Consider the following 12694-nt stretch of genomic DNA (forward strand, 5'->3'; position numbering starts at 1 on the left):
ATCTATTTCCCTATGTCCTGTTCCATAAGACTTGATTTAATGCCATAGAAAGGTGTAAACATCCATTGATACAAATAGCGTTTTTCCAAAAATACCGTCGTTTGCGCACGCATGTTGCTACTAATCTCCATAGAACTGCCTTGATAAATAAAGCGATTTTCATCAAGTATTGCAGTGACTTTATAGTAGGATTGATTAGTCATCGTATTTGATATAATAGGGGAATTACTGTAGCTTTTTAGTTCCTGATATGAAGCGGCCACATTAGAAATTGAAATAATATGTCCACCGAACTGACCAAATTTTTCATAGGGAAGGAGGGACACCTGCTTATATAGAATCATATATAAGCAATAAGCACCATCCTATAGAAATAACTTTATTGTAAATAGGAGAATAGAAATGAAAAAGCTTAGCAAACCTAGCCAAAATAAAACTTGGAACAAAGCGCTTATAGATTGTGTCGGAAAAAAATCAAATTCACTACAAGGAAAACCTATTCGTTCTAATAAAGTTGAAAAACTTGTACAATCAGCAACTATTCCTTCATGGAATAGCAATGTACACTCATATAGATTTTAATTCCTGGTAATATAACAAGAGCCTATTAAGCACAATAGGCTCTTTATGACTTTGCTTAAAAATAGCCACTTCAGAGATATCACTATTCCAATTAGATATCATTTTTTCGGCATAATTCATGCTCATTATTACTAGCATCAAATAGAGGAAGATATCACGGGAAAAATATTTTAAACTAACTGTGCCTGAGGATTCAAACAACAAGCCTCAGCAAAAACTCTGATAATACCCCAGGCACTTTATTATTAAACAAATCTTAGATCACAGTACAGTATCTTTTACACATTGAATAAAAGGTTTTACCTCTTCACTTCTTTTTTTATCTAAAGGCTTTTTTGTTTCATCGGAAACATCAAACCTTCCTTTAAATTTTCCATCTACATTCGCCGTTTTCTTATCTGACTTTCCAACAACACTAATTGTGTATGAATGCCCTTTGGGAAGTAAATCCGTACATTTACTCAAGGCACCTTTTTCATTGGTATGAATTTCATTATTAACATCATTTACTGATGTTTCTGCAAAAGAAAACGGGATATAAGCCAAACCAAGCAATAAAGCATATGATAGAAATTTCATCTCTTTTCCTTATTTACTAAATTGACATAACAATTAACAATACTAACTAACACTAACCAACTAATCTTCTTTAAACTCCAGTATATCTCCAGGTTGACACTCCAAATATTGACATATAGCATTTAAAGTGGAAAATCTAATTCCCTTAATCTTTCCTTTCTTTAATAAAGACAGATTCTGCTCGGTAATTCCTATTAATAACGCGAGATCTTTAGATTTAACCTTCCTCTTTGCCATCATTACATCTAGAGTCATATGAATTGACACAGTGTACCCCTATATAATACTCTGATTTTCAGCGTATATATCACAGGCTTGATAAAGAATACGAGAAATTATGGCCAAGCAAGCCGACATAAAAAAAGCGACAAAATGGCCGGTAGTCAAACTTATTGATATAAAATGCCCCCCCTGTGACTCATTCATCGTTAGCCATAAAGTTAGCAAAGGCTCACATAGAATATCTAACATACTCCAACCAATCACTCCCCAACCAGCAAATCCTAAATACCTTGCTGTTTTCTTTGAAAAGTAATCCCTTTGGCTATAACTTCTAAACAGTTGATGTAAAGCCCACAAACTAAATATTAATGATGACAACGGGGTACTTGTTATGAGAATTCCACCGGTAAGCTGCCACCAACTGAAAGAATATATATCAAAATTAGGTAATATTCTCTCCGTGAGAGAAAACCCAAGTCCGTACTTCTCCAGGATCAATTCTGGTTTCAACCAACTAAAAATGTTAATTATAATAGTCACCGTGATGACTAACAGAGAAAATTTAGACATGACTAAGCTAAGATTAGCCATTCGATCCAATTTTGAAGAGTCTGTCATACTAACCCCCATCATCAAGCATGATCACACTATAGCCAAAAATTACCGCAAAACAATACTTACTTATCGCAAAACGATAATAATTTTATGCCTTGGATTAGAATAATTAGGTAACAAATTGTTTTTCAAGCATCTTTTTAAAAAGAAAAATGAACAGATAAGGTAGATGAACATTTTTTCCTATAAGCAAAGATAATTTTTACATCCAAAAACCTTTATTAATAGGATTACTCCATGATATAAAAATAAAAAAATATATTTCACCCGGTATATGGATTCATTGTCTGGAATAAACCCCCATAAGGATAAACTCTAAAACAATAAATATATCTGTCATAAAGAAAAAGATGATTTTAATACTTAATTACTCAGGAAAAACATAATTTCAGATACAAACAGCAGTTATATAAACTCTTTGTTATAAATTACCATCAGATTAATTTCATATACTTTACCCAATATAGATAATTACAATAAAATTAATAACAATTGTAAAAATACAAATGATTCCATTTATAAATTTATAAAAAATACAATTACTTAGACATAAACACAACGAAAAAACGAATTAATACACTATAATAATAAACAAGATGAAGATACATTATGTTGAATACAACTTATCGGGTTCAATTTCCAAACTTCTTTTATTTCGAACTGATAAGAATAGAAAATTGTATAATATTATAAATGGCTAGCAAATTTCATCCAAAAATCAAAGATATTCACGAATAAAATAAAAACTCTATCACTATACCTAAGGACTACGACTATGAAAACCTCATCAACAATGCGAACCCCAGTCGAACTACCACCAATGCCATCGGAAAGCGAAGTCTCAAAAACATATAAATCAGCAGACATGGCGCGCTCCTATCTAGAGGGAGATAATCTTATTTTTACTGACAACGACGGTTTTGACCGAGCACTCAGGGATGGTTTTTTCCTCCTGAAAGCACCACCATATATGGATTTTGAACACGGTGATCGATTTGCACACCACTTCTTTGAACCCACCGCAGAAGGTAACCTTCGACCCTATACAGGATTCAAATCATGCACTTTTTCCAATGGTTACGAAGGTTATTTCGACAGAGAACATGATCAATGGGAACATTTCCGCCTCGAACGGAAACACTGGAACCTTATGCCGTCAGAGGTCGCGACACTAGGCCACCATATGACACACGTCGGCATATGTATACTACGCTCTGTGCTAACTTATGTTGGTATTCCTCGTCGTGATTGGGAACTCGTCACCAATGGTATTTCCGAAGGGCTAGAAAACCAAGTGTTATCGTTTAACCACTTCCGATCAGAAAAAGCCACCCGAGGTTCTAAATTTCATCGGGATTCAGGATGGGTAACTGTCCTAAGATCAACTGAACGTGGTCTATTGGCTTATATAAATGATGAGCTTTTGGCTATTGATCCTGTTCCGGGATACCTGATCATTAATTTTGGTAGTTCGCTAGAAGTGCTGACTGAAAATTTAATGCCGAATGTTCGAGCTAACGTGCATGGCGTTGTTCGTACAGAACGCAATCGACAGCGCGATAGAATGTCGTATGTCATGTATTTAGTCAGCAATCTGGCTGGAAATATCTACAAATATGGTCCCAACGGCCCAATCAAAGTTCAATCCGTCAAAGAATTTACTATCCAAGAAATGAATCGGACATACGATGATGATAATGACGCTTTGTAGATATTTTCTGCATAATAAATCGAGGTCATAACACAGATTTAGTTGACAGATACCTTTATATCGGTATCTGTCAGGTTAAATCGGCATATGAACCTCGATCCCTCTCAGACTCACCAAATCGTCAGACATATGAGAATGAATTTCTGATAGTCAAGCTGTCTTTCAACAATAATGGTATTCAATCTGAAATACCGTGTGGCTGCCATAAAAACAACCTTGCCGAATAAAGAAAAGGTCAATGGGGTTACATGGGGTTTGAGGACCTACATTTACTCGAAAGAATTTAATAATAATTGCTATTGCCGGAATTAAACTTTCTAAAATTGTGTTTTTTGTTCACTGGATCCCCAGAATAGTAAAAGGATAAAACCGTATCATGACGTAGATTTACGATTTATTAAAATAACCACAATGATGGTTAAAAAAATACCTATAAATGTTGTAAAAAAAACGATGCTTATGGAAGAAAAATAAAATATTGTGGAACCTATCAAAGGGCCAATAAACATGGAAAGACCAACAGAAATTGACGTTAAGCCAAATATTTTAGCCGAATTATCATTAGTTGCGAATTTCTGCATATAAATGGTAATAATAATATTATTCATAGACGATCCTACTCCTATTATTACCATTGCTAAAAATATAAAAAATAAACTGATTTTATCAGGAGATAAATAATTAAATTGATTTGTTATTCCTATTAAAAGATACCCCGTCCCCCACAAAAAGAATGAAAACAATATAATATTTAAAGATATGTTAATCTTATATTTTCCAAATACTAAACCAATTAAAACACCTGAAACACCAGAAAGACACATGGCAAAACTATAATGGCTTCCATTTAGTCCCTGTTCCATAAAGCTAAGCGCTATTAAGCTATCTGATAGATAGCCAAAACAAGTTAAAGTAGAAATAACAATAAATGGAAACAATATTTTATTGTCTTTCATTATATTGAAGTAATTAGTTAGTGATATCTTGTTTTTCTTGCGGTTAACATTAATCAATGGTTCTGAAACAAAAATATATAAGATTGCTGAAATAAAATAAAGCATTGATATTAAAATAATAGTCTGTTTTATTGAATAATAGATAAGAATAAAACCTAAAAATAACGGGGCCGCCATTTTATATATTTGAAATAAAACCTGCCAATAACTAAATTTTTTTTCAAATTGGTTGGTTGATATGTTTTTTAATATTATAAAATTAGAAGGTCCTAGAAATAAACGAAGGATGTTTTTAATAAAAGAATAAAGAATATATATATTAACGTCATCAATGTTGTATTGAAATGCGGTAATAACACCGCAAAGTAACGAAATGATAATAATACACTTTTTGGGTTTTATATTTTCATCTACAAATGACGAAACATAGGGCGTTAGAAATAGTAACGATGCAGCATATGAAATTGTATATAAAGATGAGTATATCGCTCCACCATTCCAATGATATGTGATTAGCGTGAATGATATTATCATCTCCAAATACAAGGTGAAAGAATTTCCTGATGAGGCTAATATTAATTTGCGAAATTCTTTTTCCATTATTTCTCTCCAACTAAAATAGATTTAGTAAATATAGTGCTTACAGTATTTACATTTTTTTCAATATTTCCCCTTGAATAATATCCACTGTTAATTTAATGACTGCATCTTTAGTTAAGGTGTCGGTATCAACAATTTTCCAAGTGTCATCATAAAACGTCTGGTATTGATTAAGAACGTGTTTTTGATATTCTATAAAATCATATTTTTCATTTGTCTCTAATTTTCCAGATTCACTAGGCTTTAATATTTTCTTCCTCTTTTCAGCAGTACCTGGAGGAACATCAAGATATATAACCATGTCTGGCTTTGTGTTTATAGATAAAACCGAGTTACTTAATTCTGCTAATTCCGTGGATTTAAGTAAGAACCTTGCTAAATATTTATAATACCAACTATCACATATAATAATTTTACCTTCCAATAAACAAGGTTGAATAATTAAACTATCCAAAACAGCAAACCATGATGCTATCAATAGAATCCAATGCCGGTCACCCAGTTCACCCAATGGAGCTGAAATGTCATAATCCCAAAGCACATCTCGTATTTTCCCCATATGGTACATACTATACCCAGATGGTAATAAAGGATAATTTTTATCTAAAAAAACAATATTATTATAATCTAAAGATAAAATATCATAAACTTCCCGTGAAATTGTTGATTTACCTGCACCATCATTTCCTTCAAAAGCTATAAATAAACCACGCTTAATCATTTCTTTTTTCCCCGTAGTACGCTTCAGTATCAAGTGAATTTCTACCACTACCGATAATAAATGGTTTAAATCCATATTTTTGATATAACTTATGCATCTCAGCATATGTTTTATAAATATCTTCAAAAATAGGTCTAGGGTGATTTTGATATTCAGAACCATGATCGGGATGAAAGACTGCTACTGCTGGAACTATGCCATTTTTTGAAAAAAATTCCATCCCTTGTACTAAATCATTTAAAGGTTCTAATCCTGCTACAAACTAAATATGCTATTGTCTTTTTTACATCAAATAATCTGCCTGAATAAATTGCATAATCTGACGATAAAAGTGCCCCTAATATTTCTGGGGAAAATGATACTTTATATATTCACGATTTGTACCAAAATAAAATCAGGGGATGAACTCATTAAACCATTATCATAATTTAATTTTTCATCATTAGTTAGTGGTCTAAATGCTTGTTCTGTTATCACACTCATTTTATCCTCCTATAGGATTTTTTTTAACAAATACACCGGGTTAAAATTTAATCCAGCGTTGTAATATTAACAGTTTTTATTATTTCAGTTATGTAATAGTTAATATATTTGTGAATTCCATCACAACTAAAAATATAACTCATTGAAAAAACTGTAAATTATTTGTTACTTTTTGTGATAATAATTGTATTAAAACTTGGTATGCTTTCCAATAGGTTTATTTTATGTAATCATTTGAATTTATTGTCATTATTTCTTTCGGTCATGTATTCAATGCGGTGATCATCATATAAAATTCTGTCATTTATTAGAGAATTCTTGATGATCAAAGTTGACGTGAAATACCTATTCTATCCGCAGACCTCACCTTAGATTGAAGCGACTAAATCGTAAGACTTTAGGCTACTCAAAATCAGTAGGAATGCATGATAAGGTCATCGGCACAATATCCCCACCGTACATTCGATGGGGATATTGATGAGTTATTGTGTCCAGAAGGATTTAGTAAATTTTCAGTTATAACCAGAATAACCAAGCAAACAGAGAGATAATCGCGATGCAGGCAATATTCAGCACCATACCCACTCTGACCATTTCAGTCTGTTTAATATGACCGGAGCTGAAAACAATCGCATTAGGTGGTGTGGCAACCGGCAACATAAAGGCACAGGATGCCCCGAAACCGATAATGAGTGTCAGCGTCATTATCGGCATACCCAACGCTTCCGCAACGGTTGCGAATATCGGTACTAACAAAGCGGCGCTAGCTGTATTACTGGTAAATTCAGTCAGGAAGATAATAAATGCCGCGACCGCAACAATAATCACAAACCAGTGGCTTGCGCCAAAAGTAGCGGCCATACCATTTGCCATGATTTCACTAGCACCTGAGTTTTTCAAAATAGCGCTTAAAGTCAGACCACCACCAAACAGTATCAACACACCCCACTCAGTATTGTTCTGAATCTGGGACCAACTCGCCACTCCCGTTATACCAATCAGAACGGCAGCACCGACAGCAATAATGGTATCCAGATCTTTCACGCCCCCTAAGGCAGAACTGATAACCGTGCTAAAGATCCAGCAAAATACAGTTAATAGGAAGATCAGCATGGTCATCAGACGCTTGCCAGTCCAATCCTGTTTTTCCAGCTTCATGTCGAATTTATGATTCAAATTCGGGCGCAGCATCAGATACATAATACCCACCATCATTGGCATCAAAATAACAACCAAAGGAATGCCCAATTTCATCCAACTGAAGAAATCAATACCCAGTTGAGCTGCTGCAATTGCATTTGGCGGGCTTCCTACCAAAGTACCTAAACCACCGATACTTGCACTATAAGCTACCCCCAACAGCACAAATACAAACGTATGACGCTCAGAACGCGCATCCAGATTCGACAAAATACCCAATACTAATGGCAACATCATCGCGGCAGTCGCTGTGTTACTGATCCACATGGAAAGGCAAGCCGTCACACCAAACAACAACATCACCGCTACAGACAAACGTCCACGGGCAATCATCAGCAGACGGTTAGCAATCAGTCTGTCCAGTCCTTGGATGTGAAGTGCGGTTGCCAGAGCAAAACCACCAAAAAATAGGAAGATGATAGGATTAGCAAAAGATTTCAGCGCATCTCCCGTATTCATCAATCCCATACCAACCGCCAGAATTGGAATACATAATGCAGTAATAGTGACGTGAATAGCTTCGGTAAGCCACAGTACGCCAGCAAATACCATTAGTGCTAAACCTGCATTAGCTTTTTCACCAAACGGTAATGTATTAAGTAGAATAAATAGTAATGCAATATCAGCAGCCAGAATAATTAAGCCTTTTTTATTAGAAAAATTTGGCTTCATGGCTAATGTTAAAGATTCAGAAGCATCCATGGTGACTCCATTAGCGCCGGTGATATCTGATCCACCATTGCTACAATTGTTAAAAAAATACAAGGCGTGTGAATATAAGGAGTCTTCCCTAGGAAGCAAATGCCGTTCTTTAAATTTTGGGATCTAAAGCGCGAGAACCAGCCGATTAAATCGTAACAGATGGTATTTTATACAAGTTTTTGTTGTTACATCACATTATTACACCTTTATAGGTATAGGAAATCACTACGTTTTATGCAGTTTTTTTGTGGCACAAAAGCCGGTGAGTTTTACTTCTCCTCAAGTTGCTAACAAATCTATTTAAAAAATGAGCGGGTGTTTTAGCATCAATGATGGTTAAAAATCTAGCGAATTAATTCGTCAAGAGGTTTGACAGGTTAAAGTAGAATAAAACAAGTTTAAACTGACGTATTTAAAGTATGGTGTTTTTTATATGAGCACGAATAAAGCCAATTTTTTCTCATTTTTCACTGATAACTTCATGAGGGGAAAGTTTTAATACTTGAATAAGTGAAAGTTTTTATAATCCTTTTCTTTCAGATAGTATGAAAAACCAGAGTTCACATGATTTAACCTGAACGAGTCAGGTCCTACGGTGTAAATTCTCACATATTCCATCCAACGTATTTCATATTGAAATATTTCATTAATAACATAATCAACAAGAAAAATTTTACACAATATAAAATATTAGCATATTGAAGGTATTTATCCTTTATAGAGTCATCCGCACCAAATAGGTGTCCCAAAACTCATAAATACAATTATTCATTGTGTCGTAAAAGTGATAACTTTACATGGAAGTTATTACAGTTTAATCATGATGGGTGAAATTATGAAAGATAACACTAACACTATGAGTTTCTCTGTAAACAAAGATCTGGATGTTCATTCAAAAAGCTTTGATGCTTTTATATCGTACATGGAAAACAGCAATGATCTTTGGATTATAAAAGACAATGAATCTCGATTCGTCTATGCGAATGATATTGCGCTTTATTACAGCGACCTTCCTAAAGGTTTTAACATAGAAGGGAAGCTTGATGGTGAGTGTCCGGCACCGTGGTCCGAATTTGAAGATATTATACAAGCTAATGATAAAAACGTAATGACGAGTCAAAAAACTATTCCGGTACTAAACACTTTCACTTACGGCGGGAAAGAAAAAATGATCCAGCCATTTTTAGCCGATCTTACACCGCTAATTAAGGATGGAAAATGCATTGGGGTTGTGGGACACGGTAGAAAACTTGAAATTTATTCCATGTACCATTTTGAAAACAACAGACATCCGGACTCATTAACTTTTGGCACACCAACTGATTTATTTACCGACAGAGAGTTCGATATAGTATTTTTTGCTTTGCAATCGCTAAGTGCTAAAGATATAGCGAGAAAATTAGGTATCACCTATAGAACGGTACAAAGCAGGCTGCATATCATTTATCAGAAAATAGGGATAAATTCATTAAGCCAGTTAAAAGAATATTGCAGGGGTAAGGGGTACGATAATTATGCTCCTACCCGATTTATTAACCCTAATCCCTATATACCTCTGGCATAACAATGAACCACATCGTTATTATCACTATGCCATTAGGGTTCTGTCTAACAGAACCTTATGCTCCGACCAAAACTCGCTTAACAGAACGAAAAGCAGTTTTGTGAGATACCTCACATGGACGTTATCACGGTTTTACAGTTCAATCATGATAGGTGAAATTATGAAAGATAACACGATGAGTTTCTCTGTAAACAAAGATCTGGATGTTCATTCAAAAAGCTTTGATGCTTTCATATCATATATGGAAAACAGCAACGACTTTTGGGCTATAAAAGACAACGAACATCGATTCGTCTATGCCAATGATACGATGATTTATTACAGCGGTCTTCCTAAGGGTTTTAATATAGAAGGGAGGCTTGTTGGTGAGTGTCCAGCTCCGTGGTCTGAGCTTGAAGATATTGTACATGCTAGTGATGGCAATGTAATGACGAGTCAAAAGACCATTCCGGTACTAAACACTTTCACTTACGGCGGAAGAGAAAAAATAATCCAACCATTTCTGGTCAATGTTACACCACTAATGAAGGATGGAAAATGCATTGGGGTTGTGGGACACGGCAAAAAACTCCAAATTTATTCCATGTACCATTTTGAAAACAGCAGGCATCCTGACTCATTAACTTTTGGCACACCAACTGATTTATTGACTGATAGAGAGTTCGATATAGTATTTTTTGCGTTGCAGTCACTCAGTGCTAAAGATATAGCAAGAAAATTAGGTATCACATATAGAACGGTACAAAGCAGGCTGCATATCATTTATCAGAAAATAGGGATAAATTCATTAAGCCAGTTAAAAGAATATTGCAGGGGCAAAGGGTACGATAATTATGCTCCTACCCGATTTATTAACCCTAATCCCTATATACCTCTGGCATAACAATGCACAGCATTGCTGTCGTCACTATGCCATTAGGGTTCTGTCTAACAGAACCTTATGCTCCAACCAAAACTCGCTTAACAGTGCGGAAAGCAGTTTTGTGGGATACCTCACATGGACGTTATCACAGTTTTACAGTTCAATCATGATGGGGAAATTATGAAAGATAACACGATGAGTTTCTCTGTAAACAAAGACCTGGATGTTCATTCAAAGAGCTTTGATGCATTCATATCATACATGGAAAACAGCAACGATTTCTGGATTATAAAAGATAGCGAATCTCGATTCGTTTACGCTAATGATGTTACACATTATTACTGCAACCTACCCAAAGGTTTTAATATGGAAGGTAGGCTTGATAGTGAATGTCCAGGACCGTGGGTCGAGTTTGTAGATATTATACAAGCCAATGATAGAAATGTAATGACGAGTCAAAAGACCATTCCGGTACTAAACACCTTCACTTACGGCGGGAGAGAAAAAATAATCCAACCGCTTCTAGTCAATATTACACCGCTAATGAAGGATGGAAAATGTATTGGGGTTGTGGGACACGGTAGAAAACTTGAAATTTATTCCATGTACCATTTTGAAAACAGCAGGCATCCGGACTCATTAACTTTTGGCACACCAACTGACTTATTTACAGATAGGGAGTTCGATATCGTATTTTTTGCGTTGCAGTCACTCAGTGCTAAAGATATAGCAAGAAAATTAGGTATCACATATAGAACGGTACAAAGCAGGTTACAATTTATTTACCAAAAAATAGGGATAAATTCATTAAGCCAGTTAAAAGAATATTGCAGGGGTAAGGGGTACGATAATTATGCTCCTACCCGATTTATTAACCCTAATCCCTATATACCTCTGGCATAACGATGAACCATACCGTTATTGTCACTATTCCATTAGGGTTCTGTCTAACAGAACCTTATGCTCCAACCAAAACTCGCTTAACAACGCGAAAAACAGTTTTGTGGGATACCTCACATGGACGTTATCACAGTTTTACAGCTCAATCATGATAGGTGAAATTATGAAAGATAACACGATGAGTTTCTCTGTAAACAAAGATCTGGATGTTCATTCAAAAAGCTTTGATGCTTTCATATCATATATGGAAAATAGCAATGATTTTTGGGTTATAAAAGACAACGAACATCGATTCGTCTATGCCAATGATACAATGATTTATTACAGCGGTCTTCCTAAAGGTTTTAATATAGAAGGGAGGCTTGATGGTGAGTGTCCAGCACCGTGGTCTGAGTTTGAAAATATTATACAAGCTAGTTGTGATGTTGTAATGACGAATCAAAAAACCATTCCAGTATTAAACACCTTGACTTATGGTGGGAAACAAAAAATGATCCAACCATTTCTGACCAATGTTACACCGCTAATGAAGGATGGAGAATGCATTGGCATTGTTGGACACGGTAGAAAACTTGAAATTTATTCCATGTATCATTTTGAAAATAACATTCATCCAGAGTCATTAACTTTTGGCACACCAACTGATTTATTTACCGACAGAGAGTTCGATATAGTATTTTTTGCGTTGCAATCGCTAAGCGCTAAAGATATAGCGAGAAAATTAGGTATCACATATAGAACGGTACAAAGCAGGCTACAATTTATTTACCAAAAAATAGGGATAAATTCATTAAGCCAGTTAAAAGAATATTGCAGGGGTAAGGGGTACGATAATTATGCTCCTACCCGATTTATTAACCCTAATCCCTATATACCTCTGGCATAACAATGCACAATATTGCTGTCGTCACTATGCCATTAGGGTTCTGTCTAACAGAACCCTATGCTCCGACCAAAACTCGCTTAACAGTGCGGAAAGCAGTTTTGTGGGATACCT

General features: G+C 35.0%; 15 protein-coding genes and 1 pseudogene. 7 read left to right on the forward strand and 9 right to left on the reverse strand.

Annotated elements, in window-relative coordinates; all coding sequences use genetic code 11:
• Positions 1–2: 2 nt before the first annotated feature.
• Positions 3–344, reverse strand: coding sequence for a hypothetical protein (locus D3222_RS14355; protein ID WP_118986773.1), 342 nt, complete (start codon positions 342–344; stop codon positions 3–5).
• 58 nt (positions 345–402) lie between these two features.
• Here D3222_RS14355 and dynB point away from each other — a divergent pair, with 58 nt between their 5' ends.
• The gene (dynB, locus tag D3222_RS14360; RefSeq protein ID WP_036772053.1) at positions 403–582 is read left to right on the forward strand and encodes a dynobactin A family peptide antibiotic; all 180 of its coding nucleotides are present in this window, start codon (positions 403–405) and stop codon (positions 580–582) included.
• A 261-nt stretch (positions 583–843) separates the two neighbouring features.
• Here dynB and D3222_RS25555 read toward each other — a convergent pair whose 3' ends face one another.
• From D3222_RS25555 to D3222_RS26055, 4 genes are all read right to left on the reverse strand, one after another.
• On the reverse strand, positions 844–1161 hold the full coding sequence (locus D3222_RS25555; protein WP_192880992.1) for a hypothetical protein: 318 nt from the start codon (positions 1159–1161) through the stop codon (positions 844–846).
• Between the two features lie 60 nt (positions 1162–1221).
• Positions 1222–1428 carry a helix-turn-helix domain-containing protein gene (locus D3222_RS14370; protein ID WP_049583242.1) on the reverse strand — a complete coding sequence of 69 codons (207 nt, stop codon included), beginning with the start codon at positions 1426–1428 and terminating at the stop codon, positions 1222–1224.
• 9 nt (positions 1429–1437) lie between these two features.
• A complete protein-coding gene (locus D3222_RS14375) occupies positions 1438–2001 on the reverse strand; it encodes a DUF2975 domain-containing protein (protein WP_157975338.1) in 564 nt (187 codons plus the stop codon).
• 684 nt (positions 2002–2685) lie between these two features.
• Positions 2686–2865, reverse strand: coding sequence for a hypothetical protein (locus D3222_RS26055; RefSeq protein WP_232832527.1), 180 nt, complete (start codon positions 2863–2865; stop codon positions 2686–2688).
• Here D3222_RS26055 and D3222_RS14380 point away from each other — a divergent pair.
• Positions 2864–3709, forward strand: coding sequence for a 2OG-Fe(II) oxygenase family protein (locus D3222_RS14380; RefSeq protein WP_232832528.1), 846 nt, complete (start codon positions 2864–2866; stop codon positions 3707–3709). The genes D3222_RS26055 and D3222_RS14380 overlap by 2 nt on opposite strands.
• Before the next feature lie 374 nt (positions 3710–4083).
• On the opposite strand, the gene D3222_RS14385 is transcribed toward D3222_RS14380, so the two are convergent.
• The 3 genes from D3222_RS14385 to D3222_RS14395 are packed head-to-tail and all read right to left on the reverse strand — an operon-like array spanning position 4084 to position 6206.
• Positions 4084–5265, reverse strand: coding sequence for an MFS transporter (locus tag D3222_RS14385; protein WP_118986776.1), 1182 nt, complete (start codon positions 5263–5265; stop codon positions 4084–4086).
• 49 nt (positions 5266–5314) lie between these two features.
• Positions 5315–5986: a dTMP kinase gene (locus D3222_RS14390; RefSeq protein ID WP_118986777.1), complete on the reverse strand. Its 672-nt coding sequence runs from the start codon at positions 5984–5986 to the stop codon at positions 5315–5317.
• Complete coding sequence (locus D3222_RS14395) at positions 5979–6206, reverse strand: hypothetical protein (RefSeq protein WP_232832529.1); 228 nt, start codon at positions 6204–6206, stop codon at positions 5979–5981. Before D3222_RS14395 ends, D3222_RS14390 begins: the two co-directional genes overlap by 8 nt.
• 633 nt (positions 6207–6839) lie before the next feature.
• Here D3222_RS14395 and D3222_RS14400 point away from each other — a divergent pair.
• Positions 6840–6947 (forward strand): annotated as a pseudogene (locus tag D3222_RS14400) (IS1 family transposase); the annotation flags it as partial.
• Between the two features lie 38 nt (positions 6948–6985).
• Here the strand turns inward: D3222_RS14400 and D3222_RS14405 are convergent.
• Positions 6986–8371, reverse strand: coding sequence for an SLC13 family permease (locus D3222_RS14405; protein ID WP_118986778.1), 1386 nt, complete (start codon positions 8369–8371; stop codon positions 6986–6988).
• An 835-nt stretch (positions 8372–9206) separates the two neighbouring features.
• On the opposite strand from D3222_RS14405, the gene D3222_RS14410 reads away from it, so the two are divergent.
• From D3222_RS14410 to D3222_RS14425, 4 genes are all read left to right on the forward strand, one after another.
• Complete coding sequence (locus D3222_RS14410) at positions 9207–9935, forward strand: helix-turn-helix transcriptional regulator (RefSeq protein ID WP_118986806.1); 729 nt, start codon at positions 9207–9209, stop codon at positions 9933–9935.
• Positions 9936–10095: 160 nt separating this feature from the next.
• Positions 10096–10818, forward strand: coding sequence for a helix-turn-helix transcriptional regulator (locus D3222_RS14415; protein WP_118986779.1), 723 nt, complete (start codon positions 10096–10098; stop codon positions 10816–10818).
• Positions 10819–10977: 159 nt separating this feature from the next.
• Positions 10978–11700, forward strand: coding sequence for a helix-turn-helix transcriptional regulator (locus D3222_RS14420; RefSeq protein ID WP_118986807.1), 723 nt, complete (start codon positions 10978–10980; stop codon positions 11698–11700).
• 160 nt (positions 11701–11860) lie between these two features.
• Complete coding sequence (locus tag D3222_RS14425) at positions 11861–12583, forward strand: helix-turn-helix transcriptional regulator (RefSeq protein ID WP_118986780.1); 723 nt, start codon at positions 11861–11863, stop codon at positions 12581–12583.
• Positions 12584–12694: the final 111 nt, after the last annotated feature.

The organism is Photorhabdus sp. CRCIA-P01 (assembly GCF_003545805.1).
GTDB lineage: Bacteria > Pseudomonadota > Gammaproteobacteria > Enterobacterales > Enterobacteriaceae > Photorhabdus > Photorhabdus antumapuensis.